We start from the raw sequence: 17,011 nt of genomic DNA, 5'->3' as shown, positions 1-17,011 counted from the left end.
CTCGCGAACCTTCGTGAGCTGGGATGTACTGACAGGGGTGACCATCCAGCCTAACGCGGCCGGGAGCACCCCCCGTACGCTCAGATCCCGCCGCCGCCCGCGATCGGCTCCCACTCCCCCGGGAACGCCGCCTCGACCGCCGCCGCGCGCCGTTCCTCACGTCCGTACAGCACCCCGTACGTGAACGCGCTCTCGCCCGCCGCGTGGGCCTGGGCGGCCAGGTCGCGCAGTGTCTCGCGGGCCATCACGCTGTCCTGGTGGTCGCCGAGCAGGCTCTGCAGCGACTTCATCGACTTGACCAGGCCGGCGGCGGGTCCGCCGAGGGCGGGGGCGGCGGCCTCGGCGGCGTACCGGGTGCGCTTGGCCTTCTTGCGGGCCTCGTGCATCGCGAGGTCGCGGTCGGCGCCCGGAGGCAGGTCGAGGGCTTGGGCGACCAGGGCGGAGACCTTCGCGAAGTCCTTCCGTACGGCCTTGGTGATCACCTTCGTGGGGTCGCCCGCCGCGGCCTTCAGCAGGGGCGGGTCGGTCACCACACCGTCCAGCGCCGCCAGCAGGTCCAGGTAGCGGCCGCCGTCCAGAACGGCGATCAGATGGCGTCGGGAACCGTCACCGCCCGCCCGCGACCAGTTGCGCAGCCGATCGCGGACGGGGCCGGTGAGCAGGTCGTCCGGGAGGTCGTCGAGTGCCGTCGTCAGGCGTTCGGCGAGGACTTCCTGGTCGCGGCCGACGCCCAGTTCACCGGCGAGCCACTTCAGTTCCGCGCCGATCGGGTCGGTGACGGCGCGGTCGAGGATCTTGCCGTACGAGCGGAAGGCGCTGCGCATACGGCGGGTGGCGACGCGCATGCTGTGGACGGAGTCGTGCAGGTCGCGGCGGACGGCGGGGTCCAGTTCGATGATCGCGTCGCGCTGGGTGCGGAGGTAGGCGAGGACGTGGTCGCCGGCCGTCCGCGGGGCGCGGTCCGCGGGCTTGTCGCGCTGGTGGCCCTTCCCCCGCTTCACCGCGGTGTCCGTGACGTCCGCGGTGTCCGTGACGTCCGCGGTGGCCTCGGTGGCCGTGTCGCTGAGGGCCCTGGCGAGTTTGGACTTGGAGGAGGAGCGTTCGAGGCCCGCCTTGCGGAGCTTCTTCTCCACCTTGTCGAGGAAGGCCGGATCACCGTCGTCGGCGAGCTCCACCTCGATCTCCGTCCACTCGGCGACACCGGTGCCGCCGCTGAGGCGCTCCGCCCGGACGCGGTCGACGCTGACCTCGGCGAGCAGGGCGCCGGAGCCGTCGACGAGGTGGCGGACGTCCCGGGCCGACAGCAGACGTACGACGGGGACCAGTTCGGCTTCGCGCACCCGGGAACGTACGAGGGCGGACAGGGAGCGGGGGACGGTGTCGGCGAGCGGGGCGCGGATCTCGTCGCGGACGCCTTCGGAGACGGGGAGTTTGAGGTGCCAGCCGGCGTCGTCGCCGCCGGTGCGTCGGCGCAGGGTGAGGGAGGCGGCGGCGAGTCGCTGGTCGGCCGTGTCGTAGTAGGTGGCGTCGAGGTCCGCCACGCCCTTGTCGATGACGCCCGAGACTCCGGGGACGCGGGTCAGGTCCGGCAGGGCCGGGTCGCCTCCGGTGGGGGGACCCTCGTACTTCCGCTCGATTTCTCGCTTGGTGTCCGCCATGACCTGAATCTAGTGGCAGCGGGGCCGGTATGGCAGTGCCCGGACCTGCCGGGACTGTCGCGGGGGACCTGTTTTCGCCCCTGCCGGCCCTGCCCGTTCCGCTCCGCCGGGGGCCGCCGTCGCCGGTCGCCCGCACTCCCCGAACGATCTCGTCCGAAAAACCCGGCCGGGACCGGACGAACCGGCCCGACCGGCATTCGGGCGACGACGGCTACGGCTACGGCCACGGCCACGGCCACGACGATCACGATTCGCCCTACGGGCACTCCGTCACGCGGCAACCGCCCCCGCAACGGGTCGGCCATCCCCACCACGCGGCAGCCACTCCCCTCCCGCGTCGACCACCCACGCCACGGGTCGGGCAGCCCCCGGCCACCGAGCGAGCCCCACGCATCGAGCGGGCCCCACCCATCGGCAGGCCCCTGGCATCGCGGGCCCCGGCCACCGGCCGGGCGACGACCGGCCGCCGACCGGCCGCCGGACCCGGGCCACCCTGAAGACGGGCGCGCCCGGCGACGCTTCCCGCGTGCGCCCGGCCCGGCGCCTCGCGCAAGGCGTCCCCGCCCAACCGCCGGTGGCCTACGCCGACATGGGCCGTTGGACTCTGATCGACTGCAACAGGCCCACCGCCACCCATACCGCGAACATCGATGAGCCGCCGTAGGAGACGAAGGGGAGGGGGAGACCGGCGACCGGCATGATGCCGAGCGTCATGCCGATGTTCTCGAAGGCCTGGAAGGCGAACCAGGCGATGATGCCGGCGGCGACGATCGTGCCGTACAGCTCGGTGGTCTCGCGCGCGATGCGGCAGGCCCGCCAGAGCACGACGCCCAGCAGGAACAGGATGAGACCGGCGCCCACGAAGCCCAGTTCCTCGCCCGCGACCGTGAAGACGAAGTCCGTCTGCTGTTCGGGCACGAACTGGCCCGTCGTCTGGGAACCGTGCCCCAGGCCGGTGCCGAAGAGCCCGCCGGAGCCGATCGCGATCCGCGCCTGGTTGGTGTTGTAGCCGACGCCGGCCGGGTCGAGGTCGGGGTTGGCGAAGGCGGCGAAACGGTTGATCTGGTACTCGTCGAGGATCTTGAGCTGCCAGATCGCCACCGCTCCCAGCGCGCCGGCGCCGAGCAGGCCGAACACCCAGCGGTTGGAGGCGCCGGAGGCGAGCAGCACACCGAGCACGATGATGACCGCGACCATGATCGTGCCGAGGTCGGGCATGAGCATCACGATCATCATCGGGACGGCCGCGAGGCCCAGCGCCTGGAGCACCGTGCGGTGGTCGGGGTACTGCTTGTCACCCGCGTCCACCCGGGTGGCCAGCAGCATCGCCATGCCCAGGATGATCGTGATCTTGGTGAACTCGGCGGGCTGGAGCGACAGACCGCCCGCGACGAGCCAGTTGCGCTGGCCGTTGATCGTCGCGCCGAGCGGGGTGAGCACCAGCAGGATCATGAAGACCGACAGGCCGTAGAGGATCGGGACCGCGGTGCGCAGGGTGCGGTGACCGAGCCAGACCGTGCCGATCATCAGCGCGATGCCGATGCCGGTGTTCATGAGGTGGCGGATGAGGAAGTAGTACGGGTCGCCCTGGTTGATCTCGGTGCGGTTGCGGGTCGCCGAGTAGACGAGGGCCGAGCCGATCAGCGAGAGCGCGACGGCCGAGAGCAGTATCGGCCAGTCGAGGCGGCGGGCCAGCGAGTCGCGGGCGAGGAGCCGGGACATGCCGCCGCGCTCGGGGCCGTACCCGGAGACGGAGAAGTTGTTCGCTCCGGTCATGTCAGGATCCTCGTCCTCCGCCGCTTCCGCGGGCGCTGCGAACGCCTGCGGGTGTCGCGGTTGCTGGTGTTCGGCGACGGCGTGGTGGCTCCGTCCTGGTTCTGGTCGGCGGTGCCGGAGGTGTCCTTCTTGTTGGCCTGTTGGTCCTTGGCCGGGTCCTTGGAGATCTCCGGGGAGTCGACCGAACCGTCGGGCTGGATCTTGGGAAGGCTCTTCTGCGGGGTGGGGAGCAGGGCCTTCTTCTTGTCGATGGCACCGTCGGGCGAGACGCCGTACAGGGCGTTGTAGATGTTGCGCACGGCTTCACCGGAGGCGCCGGAACCCGTACCGGCCTGGGCGATCGTCATGACGATCGTGTAGTCCTTGGAGTACGTGGCGAGCCAGGACGTGGTCTGCTTGCCGTAGACCTCGGCGGTACCGGTCTTGGCGTGCAGCGGGATCTTGTCCTGCGGCCAGCCGCCGAACTTCCAGGCGGCCGTACCGCGGGTGACGACGCCTTCCAGGGCGGCGTCCATGCCCTTGAGCGTGGCCTTGCTGATCGGCAGTCGGCCGCGGGTCCGAGGCTTGATCTCCTTGACGCTCTTGCCGTCGGCGCTGACGATCGCCTTGCCGATGGTGGGCGTGTGCACGGTGCCGCCGTTGGCGAGCGCCCCGTAGATCATGGCCTCCTGGATCGGGGTGACGAGGGTGTCGCCCTGACCGATGGAGTAGTTGATCGAGTCGCCCTCGCGCATCTTGTTGCCTTCGAGGCAGTTCTCGTACGCGATCTTCTGGACGTAGTCGCCGTCCTTCTTGCCGGTCTTGCACCAGACGGCCTTGTTGGCCTTCCAGTAGCTCTGCTTCCACTGGCGGTCGGGGACGCGGCCGGTGACCTCGTTCGGCAGGTCGACGCCGGTCTCCTTGCCGAGGCCGAACTGGTGGGCGGCCTTGTAGAAGAAGTCCTTGGGGGTCTTCTTCGGGTTGATGCCGCCGTCCTTCTTCCACTCGTTGTCCGCGAGGCCGTAGAAGACGGTGTCGCAGGAGACCTCGAGGGCCCGGCCGAGGGAGATGGGGCCGAAGTTCTCGCCCTCGAAGTTCTTGAAGACCTGGCTGCCGACGGAGTACGAGCTGGTGCACGGGTAGTGGCCGTCGAAGTCGTAGCCGGCCTCGACCGCGGCGGCCGTGGAGACGACCTTGAACGTCGAGCCGGGCGCGGACTGACCCTGTATGGCCCTGTTGAGCAGCGGGTAGTCGGAACCCTTGCCGGTCAGCTGCTGGTAGTCCTTGGCGGAGATGCCGCCGACCCAGGCGTTCGGGTCGTACGTCGGGTTGGACGCCATGGCGACGATCCGGCCGGTCTTGGCCTCCATCACGACGACCGCGCCGGAGTCGGCCTTGTAGTTCTCGCTGGTGATCTTGTCGTACTGGGTACGAGCGATCTTCATCGCGTTGTTCAGCTCGTACTCGGCGACGCGCTGGACGCGGGCGTCGATGCTGGTGACGAGGTTCGCGCCGGACTCGGCCTTGTCGCTCTTGGCCTTGCCGATGACGCGGCCCAGGTTGTCGACCTCGTAGCGGGTGATGCCGGCCTTGCCGCGCAGTTCCTTGTCGTACTGGCGTTCCAGGCCGGAGCGGCCGACCTGGTCGGAGCGCAGGTACGGCGAGTCGCTGTCCTTGGCCTTGGTGATCTCGGCGTCCGTGACCGGCGAGAGGTAGCCGAGGACCTGGGCGGCGTTGGACTTGCCCGGAGCGGCGTAGCGCCGTACCGCCTCGGGTTCGGCGGTGATGCCGGGGAAGTCCTCGGAGCGCTCACGGATCTGCAGGGCCTGCTTGGCGGTGGCCTCGTCCGTGATGGGGATCGGCTGGTAGGGCGAGCCGTTCCAGCAGGGCTGCGGGGTCTTCGCGTCGCACAGCCGGACCTTCTGGATGATGTCCTCGGGCTTCTCGCCGAGCACGCCGGCGAGCTTGGTCAGCACCGCCTTGCCGTCGTCCTTCATCTTCAGCAGGTCGGTGCGCGAGGCGGAGACCACCAGCCGGGTCTCGTTGTCGGCGATCGGCACACCCCGCGCGTCGAGGATCGAGCCGCGCACGGCGGGCTGGACGACCTGCTGGACGTGGTTGCCGGAGGCTTCCTTGGCGTACTCGTCGCCGTTGCGGATCTGGAGGTACCAGAGGCGGCCGCCGAGGGTACCGAGGAGGGAGAGCACGAGAATCTGGATGACGACGAGTCGGATCTGGACCCGTGGGGTCCTGCCGGTCTCGGGGATGTTGGTCACTGCTGCTGCCTCCCCCTCTCAGTGTGTGTACGAGACATACGAATACCCGGCCAACCTGTGTGCGCGAGCCACGGCGCCCGGAGTGAACTCATCTGCGGTCACAGTCGCTTGACCCCCTTGATGCGCCCCGCGCGGGCGACGCGCGCCCTGGCCGCCTTGACCCGCATACCGCGCTGGCTGCCGATGCGCAGGCCGGTGCCGGAGGCGAGCCATCCCGAGGACACGTCGGCGGCCTTCGCGGACGTGCCGGACTCGCCGAGCGGGTTGTTCTCGGCACGCCGGGCCAGCGCCATCAGCCCCGGCACCACGAAGGGGGCGAGCAGCAGGTCGTAGAGCGCGGCCGAGAACAGCAGGCCGCCGAGGCCCACGTGACGGGCCGCGGTGTCGCCGACGAGGGCGCCGACACCGGCGTAGAGCAGGGTGGAACCGACCGCGGCGGCGACGACCACGGCCATCGGTCCGGTCGCGGACTTGAGCTGGCCGTTCTCCGGCTTCACCAGACCGGCGAGGTAGCCGATGACGCACAGCACGAGGGCGTAGCGGCCGGCCGCGTGGTCGGAGGGGGGCGCGAGGTCGGCGAGCAGGCCCGCGCCGAAGCCGATGAGGGCGCCGCCGACGTGGCCGTAGACCATCGCGAGGGCCAGCACGGTCAGCAGGACCAGGTCCGGCACCGCGCCGGGGAGGTGGAGACGGGCGAGGACGCTCACCTGGATCACCAGGGCGACGACCACCAGGGTGGTGGAGAGCAGCATCCGGTTGAGACGCATGGGATTCGGCTCCTACTGCTGTTGCTGCTGGCCGTCGAGGGGGGCGCTCGCCGAGGGGGTGACCGTGACGGTCACGGTCGGCGTGGGCGTCGGTCTGGGCTTGGGGGGCAGGACCTCGTCGCGGGGGTCCTTGCGGGGGGCCCGGACGACGACGCCGACGATGTCGAGCTTCGTGAACGAGGCGTACGGCGTCACGTAGACCGTGCGGGTCAGGCCGCCGCCGGAGGGGTCGACGCGGGAGACCACGCCGACCGGGACGCCCGGCACGAAGGGCTTGTCGGCCTGGGACCCGAAGGTGACCATCCGGTCGCCCTTCTTGATCTTCGCCTTGCCGTTGAGCAGTTCGACGCGCAGCGGGCGGTCGCCCTGGCCGGAGGCGAAGCCGAGTTCGTCGCTCGACTCCATGCGGGTGCCGACCGTGAAGTCGGGGTCGTTGGCGAGCAGGACGGTGGAGGTGTCGGGGCCGACGGTGGTGATGCGTCCGACCAGTCCGTCCCCGTTCAGGACGGTCATGTCGCGGGTGATGCCGTCGTTCGCGCCGACGTCGATCGTCACGGTCCAGGAGAAGCCCTGGGCCGCTCCTATGGCGATGACCTCGGCGCCCTTGATGCCGTACTGTCCGTCGCCGGCCATGCGCAGCATCTTGTCGAGCTGGCCCAACCGGCTGCGGTTGCGGTCGTCGCTGCCGAGTTTCGCCTTCAGCGCCGCGTTGTCGTGTTCGAGCCGGGCGACGCGGTCGTGCCGGTCGTCCGAGTCACGGACCGCGGTGATCGCGTTGCCGACGGGGTCGACCGCGGAGGACACCCCGTTCTCGATCGGGCCGAAGACCGTCGCGGCGGCCTGACGGGCACCCTGGACCGGTGAGTCCTCTCCGCCCCGGATGTCCACCGTGATCAGAGCGAACGCGATGGCGATCAGCAGCACCAGGAGCAGCCGGCTCTCTCGTGTGTCCCTCACGTGCGGCGGCCGTGCCTTCCTCGTCGGTATTCGTCGTACCCAAAGAGGGCAGCCCGCAAGGCTGACCGTAGGGCCTCCCCAAGAGGCTGCCCCAAGAGGCTCTTTGGGTGAGCTTATGCCTCTATATCAACGATCCGCCGTACGAGAGGAGATCATCTCGTACGGCGGAACCGAAGAGTTACCTCATCTGCGCGGCTGGGCGTCCAGCACCTGCTGGAGTGCCTCGAACTCCTCGACGCACTTGCCGGCGCCGAGCGCCACGCTGTCCAGCGGGTCCTCGGCGATGTGGATCGGCATGCCGGTCTCGCGGCGCAGCCGCTCGTCGAGACCCCGCAGCAGGGCTCCACCGCCGGTCAGAACGATTCCGCGGTCCATGACGTCGCCCGACAGCTCGGGCGGGCACTTGTCGAGCGTGGTCTTCACGGCGTCGACGATCGCGTTGACCGGCTCCTCGATCGCCTTGCGGACTTCGGCCGCGGAGATGACCACGGTCTTGGGCAGCCCGGAGACGAGGTCGCGGCCACGGATCTCGGTGTGCTCGTCGGTGTCGAGGTCGTACGCCGAACCGATCGTGATCTTGATCTGTTCCGCGGTCCGCTCACCGAGGAGGAGGCTGTACTCCTTCTTGATGTGCTGGATGATCGCGTTGTCCAGTTCGTCGCCCGCGACGCGGATGGACTGGGCGGTGACGATGCCGCCGAGCGAGATCACCGCGACCTCCGTGGTGCCGCCGCCGATGTCCACCACCATGTTGCCCGTGGCCTCGTGGACCGGCAGGCCGGAACCGATGGCCGCGGCCATGGGCTCCTCGATGATGTGCACCTGGCGGGCGCCGGCCTGGGACGACGCCTCGATGACGGCACGGCGCTCGACTCCCGTGATACCGGAGGGCACACAGACGACGACACGGGGGCGGGCGAGGTAGCGCCGCTTGTGGATCTTCAGGATGAAGTAGCGGAGCATGCGCTCGGTGATCTCGAAGTCGGCGATGACGCCGTCCTTCAGCGGACGTACGGCAACGATGTTGCCGGGGGTCCGCCCGATCATCTTCTTGGCCTCCGCGCCGACCGCGAGAATGCCACCGGTGTTGGTGTTGATCGCGACGACGGACGGCTCGTTGAGTACGATCCCGCGACCCCTGACGTACACCAGCGTGTTGGCGGTCCCGAGGTCGACAGCCATGTCACGGCCGATGAACGACATTGAGTTCCCCATCAGGATTCGTCTGGCCTTCCCAAGTGGAGCTTTGACGGCTTGTTAGGTAGGCGAGGTGGGTGCTGTGACGTGAAGGCTTACATCGTAGACGCGCCTGCACGAACACTGCGCGAGGGTCTTCGCCATTGTCAGCATGTGCGGCGCCGCCCCGCTTGTGGAGACGGGCCATCGGGGGCACGCGTTCCCCCGATCGCCACGCATATGCCACAGGAGGGGCGGAAATTCCGCGGCCGCCCCGGACGGGACGTCCGGACGACGAGACCGCCCCACGAAAAATTCGCGGAAAATTAGCGCTCGCCGGTCCGTGGAACTCAGTCGCGGCCGGGGAAGAAGATCTTCAGCTCGCGCTCGGCGGACTCCTCGGAGTCCGAGGCGTGGATCAGGTTCTCGCGGACGATGACGCCGAAGTCACCACGGATGGAGCCGGGGGCGGCGGCGATGGGGTCGGTGGGGCCGGCCAGCGCCCGCACCCCTTCGATGACCCGATCGCCCTCGACGACCAGCGCCACGACCGGGCCGGACGCCATGAACTCGACCAGCGGCTCGTAGAACGGCTTGCCCTTGTGCTCGCCGTAGTGCTGCTCCAGCGTGTCCTGGTCCAGCGTCCGCAGCTCCAGCGCGGTGATCTGCCAGCCGGCCTTGCGCTCGATGCGGCTGATGATCTCGCCGGTCAGGCCACGACGGACGGTGTCGGGCTTGAGGAGGACGAGGGTGCGCTGGCTCACGGTGGTGCTCCTTCAGGTCACGAGTGTGCGGGTGACCGAGGCTACAGGGCGTGTCGGGGTGGGTGTCACGCAGAGTCAGGTGGTACGGGGCCGCCCGGGTCACGCGGAAACCGCGGGGCGCGTCCGCTACGCGGCGTGCCCCTCCGCCTCCGCCTGCGCGGCGAACCGCGCCTTCGCCTCGTCGATCTTCCGGCCGTAGTGCACCGAAGCCCACCACAGGGCGGCGAAGACCGCGCCCAGGAAGAACATCGAGGTCACGAAGAACCCACTGGCGATCAGCACGATCTGAAGGGCCCAGCCGAGCTGCACGCCTCCGGGTCGGGTGATCATGCCACAGAGCAGGACACTCAGCACCATGACGATCCCACTGACCGTCCAGACGGTGGCCGTGGACAGCCCCGGGTCCTTCATCGCCACCAGCCCGGCGAAGCCGACGACGAAGAACTCGCCGATCAAGGTCGAAGCACAGAGCGTACGCACGGCGGTCAACGCCTTCCCAGAAGCAGTCGGGCCTCGCCGACGGTGATGACGGACCCGGTGACGAGGACGCCGCCGCCGGAGTACTCGCTCTCCTCCTCGGCCAGCGTGATCGCGGCCTCGATCGCGTCGTCGAGGCGCGGCTCGACCTGCACCCGGTCCTCACCGAAGATCTCGACGGCGATCCCGGCGAGTTCGTCCACGTCCATCGCGCGATGACTGGAGTTCCGCGTGACCACGACCTCGGAGAAGATCGGCTCGAAGGCTTCCAGCAGCCCTCGCACGTCCTTGTCGGCACTCGCGCCGACCACACCGATCAGCCGGCTGAAGTCGAAGACCTCGCTGACGGCCTCGGCGGTGGCGCGGGCGCCCGCCGGGTTGTGCGCGGCGTCCAGGACGACGGTCGGCGAGCGCCGCACGATCTCCAGGCGGCCCGGCGAGGTCACCGAGGCGAAGGCCTTGCGGACGGTGTCGATGTCGAGGCTCTGCGCGTGCGCGGCACCGACGCCGAAGAACGCCTCGACCGCGGCGAGCGCCACGGCGGCGTTGTGCGCCTGGTAGGCGCCGTGCAGCGGCAGGAAGATCTCCTCGTACTCCCCGCCGAGCCCGCGCAGCGTGACCAGCTGGCCGCCCACGGCGACCTGCCGGGCCACGACCCCGAACTCCAGGCCCTCGCGGGCCACGGTGGCGTCGACCTCGACGGCCTTCTTCAGCAGCACCTGGGCCGCGTCCACCGGCTGCTGGGCCAGGATCACGTTCGCGTCCTGCTTGACGATGCCGGCCTTCTCGGTGGCGATCTCACCGGGGGTCGTGCCGAGGCGGTCGGTGTGGTCGAGGTCGATGGGGGTGACCACGGCCACCGCGCCGTCGATCACGTTGGTGGCGTCCCAGCTGCCGCCCATCCCGACCTCGACGACGGCCACGTCCACGGGCGCGTCCGCGAAGGCCGCGTACGCCATGGCCGTGAGCACCTCGAAGAACGAGAGCCGGTACTCCTGCTGCGAGTCGACCATCTCGACGTACGGCTTGATGTCCTCGTACGTCTCGATGAACCGCTCGGCGGAGATCGGGGTCCCGTCGAGGCTGATCCGCTCGGTGACCGACTGGACGTGCGGGCTGGTGTACCGGCCGGTGCGCAGGTCGAAGGCGCCGAGCAGTGCCTCGATCATGCGCGCGGTGGACGTCTTGCCGTTCGTTCCGGTGATGTGGATCGAGGGGTACGCGCGCTGCGGCTCGCCCAGGACGTCCATCAGCGCGGCGATGCGGCTGACGGAGGGCTCCAGCTTGGTCTCGCCCCAGCGGGTGGCGAGGTCGGCCTCCACCTCGCGCAGCGCCTTGTCGGTCTCGGGGTCGCCCGGCCGGGCGGGTACGTCGACCCGCTGGGCGGCGCTGCCCTGCGCGCGCAGGGTGCGGCTGCCGGCCTCGATCACCGCGAGATCGGGGTCACGGTCGGTCTCGGCCTCGACGATCTCGTCGAAGACACCGTTCGGATCCCGCGGGTCCGACTCGTCTGACTCGCTGCTGTCGTACGGGGGGAGCTCACTCACAGGTCCAGTCTACGGAGCGGGGGCGCTTCGCTGTGAGTGGGTGGGGGCGGGTCGGGCGACGCGACCGGGGACTGCCGCCCCGGGACCCCCGCGTCGGCCTCGAGGACCTTGTCCTCGAACGCCGCACGGACTGAGAGACGTGCCCCGGCCGCCGGCCGCCGGCCTTCGAGCACGGGCCCACTCCCTCAGCCCGTCCGCAACCTATGAGCGTGGGCCCGCGTCTCCAGCCCGTCCGGCGTTTGAGGACGAGCCCTTCGGGCGACGGCGGGGGTCCAGGGGGCGCGGCGCCCCTGGCGGGGGTCCGGGGCGGAGCCCCGGGGACGGGACGGGCAGGGGCGGCGGGGGCGAAGACACCCGGGGCCGCCGGAGGCCCCCGCGGCTGAACCCCGGGGGCCTCCGGCGGTGAACGGAGCCGCTACGCCTCCGGCAACCGCTCCAACTGCGTCCGGATCCGCGCCATGTCCTCGTCCGCCTTGGCGAGACGCGTACGGATCTTCTCCACGACCTGGTCCGGAGCCTTCGCGAGAAACGCCTCGTTGCCGAGCTTGGCGTTCGCCTGCGCCTTCTCCTTCTCCGCCGCGGCGAGATCCTTCGCGAGCCGCTTCCGCTCGGCCGCCACGTCGATCGTGCCGGAGAGGTCGAGCGCCACCGTGGCACCGGCGACGGGCAGCGTCGCCGTGGCCGCGAAGGCCTCCCCCTCCGGCTGGAGACGCAGCAGCTGCCGGATGGCCGCCTCGTGCGGGGCCAGCGCGGTCCCGTCGAGGTCAAGCCGGGCCGGGACCCGCTGACCGGGCTGGAGACCCTGGTCGTTACGGAAGCGGCGGACCTCGGTGATCACCGACTGGAGGGACTCGATCTCCCGCTCGGCGGCGGTGTCGCGGAAGCCGCTGTCCTTGGGCCACTCGGCGATGACGACGGACTCGCCGCCCGTGAGGGTCGTCCAGAGCGTGTCCGTGACGAACGGGACGATCGGGTGGAGCAGCCGCAGCGTGACGTCGAGGACCTCGCCGAGGACCCGGCCGGAGACCTTCGCCGGCTCGCCGCCCGCCATGAACGTCGTCTTGGACAGCTCGACGTACCAGTCGAAGACCTCGTCCCAGGCGAAGTGGAACAGGGCGTCCGACAACTTGGCGAACTGGAAGTCGTCGTAGAGGGCGTCCACTTCGGCGACCGTGGCGTTCAGCCGGGACAGGATCCAGCGGTCGGTGGCCGACAGCTCCTCGGCGGGCGGGAGTTCACCCTCGACCGTCGCGCCGTTCATCAGCGCGAAGCGGGTGGCGTTCCAGATCTTGTTCGCGAAGTTGCGCGAGCCCTGGACCCAGTCCTCGCCGATCGGCACGTCGACGCCGGGGTTGGCACCACGCGCGAGCGTGAAACGCAGGGCGTCGCTGCCGTACTTGTCCATCCAGTCCAGCGGGTTGACCGCGTTCCCGAAGGACTTGGACATCTTCTTGCCGAACTGGTCACGGACCATGCCGTGCAGGGCGATGGTGTGGAACGGCGGGGTGCCGTCCATCGCGTACAGGCCGAACATCATCATCCGGGCGACCCAGAAGAAGAGGATGTCGTAGCCGGTGACGAGGACGGAGTTCGGGTAGAACTTCGCGAGGCTCTCGGTCTGTTCGGGCCAGCCGAGCGTGGAGAACGGCCACAGGCCGGAGGAGAACCAGGTGTCGAGGACGTCGGTGTCCTGGTGCCATCCCTCGCCCGTGGGGGCCTCGTCGTCCGGACCGACGCAGACGATCTCGCCGCCCGGCCCGTACCAGACGGGGATGCGGTGGCCCCACCACAACTGCCGCGAGATGCACCAGTCGTGGAGGTTGTCGACCCAGTCGAAGTAGCGCTTCTCCATCTCCTGCGGGTGGATCTTGACCTTGCCGTCGCGGACCGCGTCGCCGGCGGCCTTCGCCAGCGGACCGACCTTGACCCACCACTGCATGGACAGCCGCGGCTCGATGGTGGTCTTGCAGCGCGAGCAGTGGCCGACCGAGTGGACGTAGGGCCGCTTCTCGGCGACGATCCGGCCGTCGGCGCGCAGGGCGGCGACGATCGCGGAACGGGCCTCCAGGCGGTCCAGGCCCTGGAACGGGCCGGGGACCGTGATGACGGCGTGCTCGTCCATGACCGCGATGTTCGGCAGGTTGTGGCGCTGCCCGATCTCGAAGTCGTTCGGGTCGTGGGCGGGCGTCACCTTGACGGCGCCCGTGCCGAACTCGGGGTCGACGTGCTCGTCCGCGACGACCGGGATGGACCGCTCGGTCAGCGGGAGACGGATGAGCTTGCCGACGAGGTGCTTGTACCGCTCGTCGTCGGGGTGGACGGCGACGGCGGTGTCACCGAGCATCGTCTCGGCACGGGTGGTGGCCACGACGATGGCGTCGTCCCCGTCCCCGTACTTCATGGAGACCAGCTCGCCGTCGTCGTCCTGGTACTCGACCTCGATGTCCGAGATGGCGGTCAGACAGCGGGGGCACCAGTTGATGATGCGCTCGGCGCGGTAGATCAGCTCGTCGTCGTAGAGCTTCTTGAAGATGGTCTGGACGGACTGGGAGAGACCCTCGTCCATCGTGAAGCGCTCGCGCGACCAGGCGACGCCGTCGCCGAGACGGCGCATCTGCCCGGAGATCTGTCCGCCGGACTCGGCCTTCCACTGCCAGACGCGCTCGACGAACGCCTCCCGGCCGAGGTCGTGCCGGGACTTGCCCTCCTTGCCGAGCTCCCGCTCGACGACGTTCTGCGTGGCGATGCCGGCGTGGTCCATGCCGGGCTGCCACAGCGTCTCGAAGCCCTGCATGCGCTTGCGGCGGGTGAGGGCGTCGATGAGGGTGTGCTCGAAGGCGTGCCCGAGGTGGAGGGAGCCCGTGACGTTCGGCGGCGGGATGACGACCGTGAACGGCGGCTTGTCGCTCTTGGCGTCCGCCTCGAAGTAACCCCGTTCTACCCAGCGCTCGTAGAGCGGCCCCTCTACATCGGCCGGCGCGTACTGGGTCGGCAGTTCGGAGGTGGGCGCTGCTTGCGGCTGCTGAGAGTTCTCGGTCACGGGGTCAGTTTAGGGGCGTCACGCCCGTGTCCCGAAACGGGATTACTTCGTAACGGTGCGGCCCCCGGACACCTGGCCCCTCGCCCGTTGCGCCAGGATGTCAGGAACACATAAGCATCTGGAGGGGAACCCAGAATGAGCTACAACCAGCCGGGCCCGTACGGCGGGCAGCCCCAGCAGCCCGGACCGTACGGCGGTCAGCCGGAGCAGCCTGGCCCGTACGGCCAGCCGCCGCAGGCGCCCCAGCCCGGCTACGGCTACCCGGCGCAGGCTCCGGGGACTCCCCCGCAGCCCGGCTACGGCTACCCCCAGCAGGCTCCCCAGGCTCCCCAGGGCGTCCCGCCCCAGACGCCTCCGTACGGTCAGCAGCAGCCTTACGGCCAGCAGCCCCCGTACGGTCAGCCCTACGGTGTCCCGCAGCCGCCCGCGCCCGGCGGCGGCAAGAAGAAGACGGTGCTCATCATCGCCGCGGTGGCGGTCGTCGCGGCGATAGCCGTGACGGCGGCCCTGGTCGTCGGTGGCGGCGGGGGCGGCAGCTCGGTCGCGGACGACGGAGCGCACAAGCTGACGACGCCGGCGACGGTGATCGGCGGCACGTACAAGAAGAGCGGCGGCTCCCAGTCCGGCACGATGTCCAAGTCGGACATCAAGGACGCCGAGAGCTGGGGCATCAAGAACCCCAAGGACGTCAGCGCGAGCTACCAGAGCGGGACCCCGGTCGACGGCAAGGCCGTGACGTTCAGCGGCGTCTACGGCAGCATCGACGACCCGGAGAAGGTCGTCGACGCCATGTTCGACAACACCGAGAAGCAGTCCCGGAAGGGCTCCGCCTCCGACGGCAAACTCGTCGGCAGCCCGCAGAAGATGACGCCCGCCGGCTTCAAGAACGGCGTCATGAAGTGCCAGATGGTGGAGACCACGACCAGCGGGAAGACGACCCGGATGCCGATCTGCGTCTGGGGCGATCACAGCACGGTCGCCTACGTGGTCTCGTACGACATGGCCACCGTCATCGCGGGCAAGAGCGGCTCGATGGACGACGCGGCGGCGACGGCGGCCAAGCTCCGCGACGACGTCCGCCAGAAGATCTGACCGTTCGCGTCGGCACGGACACGAAGGGGCCCCGGTCGGTCGACCGGGGCCCCTTCGTCATGTGCCTGGTGTGTCCATCTGCGGGTTACGCCGTCTTCTGCTCCCCCGGGCCCCGCCCGCGGGCGTCCCGCGGGATGAGTGTCGGGTTGACGTTCGACAGGACCACGTCGGCCGTGATGACGACCCTCGCCACGTCCTTGCGCGAGGGAACCTCGTACATCACCGCCTGGAGGACCTCCTCCATGATGGCGCGCAGGCCGCGCGCGCCGGTCTGGCGGAGGATGGCCTGGTCGGCGATGGCTTCGAGCGCCTCGCGCTCGAAGTCCAGCTCCACGCCGTCGAGTTCGAAGAGACGCTGGTACTGCTTGACGAGCGCGTTGCGCGGTTCGACGAGGATCTGGAGGAGCGCCGCGCGGTCGAGGTTGTGGACCGACGTGATGACCGGGAGGCGGCCGATGAACTCGGGGATCATGCCGAACTTGACCAGGTCCTCGGGCATGACGTCCTCGAACTGGTCCTTCTCCTCCAGTTCACGCTTCGAGCGGATCGTCGCGCCGAAGCCGATGCCCTTCGCACCCGCGCGGGACTCGATGAGCTTCTCCAGACCCGAGAACGCACCGCCCACGATGAACAGGACGTTCGTCGTGTCGATCTGGATGAACTCCTGGTGCGGGTGCTTGCGGCCGCCCTGGGGCGGGACCGACGCGGTCGTGCCCTCCAGGATCTTCAGCAGCGCCTGCTGGACACCCTCACCGCTCACGTCGCGCGTGATCGACGGGTTCTCGCTCTTGCGGGCCACCTTGTCGATCTCGTCGATGTAGATGATGCCCGTCTCGGCCTTCTTGACGTCGTAGTCCGCTGCCTGGATGAGCTTCAGCAGGATGTTCTCGACGTCCTCGCCCACGTAGCCCGCCTCCGTCAGCGCCGTCGCGTCGGCGATGGCGAACGGGACGTTGAGCATCCGGGCGAGCGTCTGGGCCAGCAGGGTCTTGCCGGAGCCCGTGGGACCCAGCAGGAGGATGTTGGACTTCGCCAACTCGATGGCGTCGTCCCGGTTCTGGCCGCCGCCGTTCTCACCCGCCTGGACCCGCTTGTAGTGGTTGTACACAGCGACCGAGAGGGCCTTCTTCGCGGCCTCCTGGCCGACGACGTACCCCTCCAGGAACTCGTAGATCTCGCGAGGCTTGGGGAGTTCCTCCCAGCGGACCTCGCTCGTCTCCGCGAGTTCTTCCTCGATGATCTCGTTGCAGAGATCGATGCACTCGTCGCAGATGTACACACCGGGGCCTGCGATGAGCTTCTTGACCTGCTTCTGGCTCTTGCCACAGAACGAGCACTTGAGCAGATCGCCGCCGTCACCGATGCGTGCCACGGTGTGCTTCCCCTTCGCCTGGGAGACGCCTAGGTCCAGCGGCTCCTGGTGCTGCCTTATGAACGACGGTACCTTGCCGAGCCCCCCGTTCGGGCCCCCCTTGGCGCGGTTCACTTTGTCGTGAACCGCG

At 69.5% G+C, this 17,011-nt stretch carries 12 protein-coding genes; 1 reads left to right on the top strand and 11 read right to left on the bottom strand.

Going from position 1 to position 17,011, the window contains the following annotated elements:
* Positions 1–80: 80 nt before the first annotated feature.
* The 10 genes from GFH48_RS26280 to GFH48_RS26235 all read right to left on the bottom strand — a co-directional run bounded on the left by GFH48_RS26280 (position 81) and on the right by GFH48_RS26235 (position 14,417).
* On the bottom strand, positions 81–1,658 hold the full coding sequence (locus tag GFH48_RS26280; RefSeq protein WP_153290607.1) for a CYTH and CHAD domain-containing protein: 1,578 nt from the start codon (positions 1,656–1,658) through the stop codon (positions 81–83).
* Positions 1,659–2,237: 579 nt separating this feature from the next.
* Positions 2,238–3,434, bottom strand: coding sequence for a rod shape-determining protein RodA (rodA, locus tag GFH48_RS26275; RefSeq protein WP_153290606.1), 1,197 nt, complete (start codon positions 3,432–3,434; stop codon positions 2,238–2,240).
* Positions 3,431–5,689, bottom strand: a complete 2,259-nt coding sequence (gene mrdA / locus GFH48_RS26270; RefSeq protein WP_153290605.1) for a penicillin-binding protein 2 — start codon at positions 5,687–5,689, stop codon at positions 3,431–3,433. The genes rodA and mrdA overlap by 4 nt, the downstream gene beginning before the upstream one ends.
* Positions 5,690–5,787: 98 nt before the next feature.
* On the bottom strand, positions 5,788–6,456 hold the full coding sequence (gene mreD, locus GFH48_RS26265) for a rod shape-determining protein MreD (RefSeq protein WP_153290604.1): 669 nt from the start codon (positions 6,454–6,456) through the stop codon (positions 5,788–5,790).
* Positions 6,457–6,468: 12 nt separating this feature from the next.
* Complete coding sequence (gene mreC / locus GFH48_RS26260; protein ID WP_153290603.1) at positions 6,469–7,413, bottom strand: rod shape-determining protein MreC; 945 nt, start codon at positions 7,411–7,413, stop codon at positions 6,469–6,471.
* Positions 7,414–7,596: 183 nt separating this feature from the next.
* On the bottom strand, positions 7,597–8,616 hold the full coding sequence (locus GFH48_RS26255) for a rod shape-determining protein (protein ID WP_153290602.1): 1,020 nt from the start codon (positions 8,614–8,616) through the stop codon (positions 7,597–7,599).
* Between the two features lie 323 nt (positions 8,617–8,939).
* Positions 8,940–9,353, bottom strand: coding sequence for a nucleoside-diphosphate kinase (ndk, locus tag GFH48_RS26250; RefSeq protein WP_153290601.1), 414 nt, complete (start codon positions 9,351–9,353; stop codon positions 8,940–8,942).
* Positions 9,354–9,479: 126 nt separating this feature from the next.
* Positions 9,480–9,833, bottom strand: coding sequence for a DUF4233 domain-containing protein (locus tag GFH48_RS26245; protein WP_153290600.1), 354 nt, complete (start codon positions 9,831–9,833; stop codon positions 9,480–9,482).
* Positions 9,834–9,838: 5 nt separating this feature from the next.
* The gene (gene folC / locus GFH48_RS26240) at positions 9,839–11,377 is read right to left on the bottom strand and encodes a bifunctional tetrahydrofolate synthase/dihydrofolate synthase (protein WP_153290599.1); all 1,539 of its coding nucleotides are present in this window, start codon (positions 11,375–11,377) and stop codon (positions 9,839–9,841) included.
* 415 nt (positions 11,378–11,792) lie between these two features.
* The gene (locus GFH48_RS26235; protein ID WP_153290598.1) at positions 11,793–14,417 is read right to left on the bottom strand and encodes a valine--tRNA ligase; all 2,625 of its coding nucleotides are present in this window, start codon (positions 14,415–14,417) and stop codon (positions 11,793–11,795) included.
* A gap of 135 nt (positions 14,418–14,552) precedes the next feature.
* On the opposite strand from GFH48_RS26235, the gene GFH48_RS26230 reads away from it, so the two are divergent.
* Positions 14,553–15,509: a hypothetical protein gene (locus GFH48_RS26230; protein ID WP_153290597.1), complete on the top strand. Its 957-nt coding sequence runs from the start codon at positions 14,553–14,555 to the stop codon at positions 15,507–15,509.
* Between the two features lie 85 nt (positions 15,510–15,594).
* Here GFH48_RS26230 and clpX read toward each other — a convergent pair whose 3' ends face one another.
* Positions 15,595–16,881 carry an ATP-dependent Clp protease ATP-binding subunit ClpX gene (clpX, locus tag GFH48_RS26225; RefSeq protein WP_153290596.1) on the bottom strand — a complete coding sequence of 429 codons (1,287 nt, stop codon included), beginning with the start codon at positions 16,879–16,881 and terminating at the stop codon, positions 15,595–15,597.
* Positions 16,882–17,011: the final 130 nt, after the last annotated feature.

The organism is Streptomyces fagopyri (assembly GCF_009498275.1).
GTDB lineage: Bacteria > Actinomycetota > Actinomycetes > Streptomycetales > Streptomycetaceae > Streptomyces > Streptomyces fagopyri.
The sequence above is the reverse complement of the archived record's forward strand: the minus strand, read 5'-3'. Positions and strand labels throughout refer to the sequence as shown.

Excerpts from the sequence above, each read along its gene's own strand:
- GFH48_RS26280 (WP_153290607.1), bottom strand. The coding sequence starts at position 1,658 with ATGGCGGACACCAAGCGAGAAATCGAGCGGAAGTACGAGGGTCCCCCC.
- rodA (WP_153290606.1), bottom strand. The coding sequence starts at position 3,434 with ATGACCGGAGCGAACAACTTCTCCGTCTCCGGGTACGGCCCCGAGCGC.
- mreD (WP_153290604.1), bottom strand. The coding sequence starts at position 6,456 with ATGCGTCTCAACCGGATGCTGCTCTCCACCACCCTGGTGGTCGTCGCC.
- GFH48_RS26255 (WP_153290602.1), bottom strand. The coding sequence starts at position 8,616 with ATGTCGTTCATCGGCCGTGACATGGCTGTCGACCTCGGGACCGCCAAC.
- GFH48_RS26230 (WP_153290597.1), top strand. The coding sequence starts at position 14,553 with ATGAGCTACAACCAGCCGGGCCCGTACGGCGGGCAGCCCCAGCAGCCC.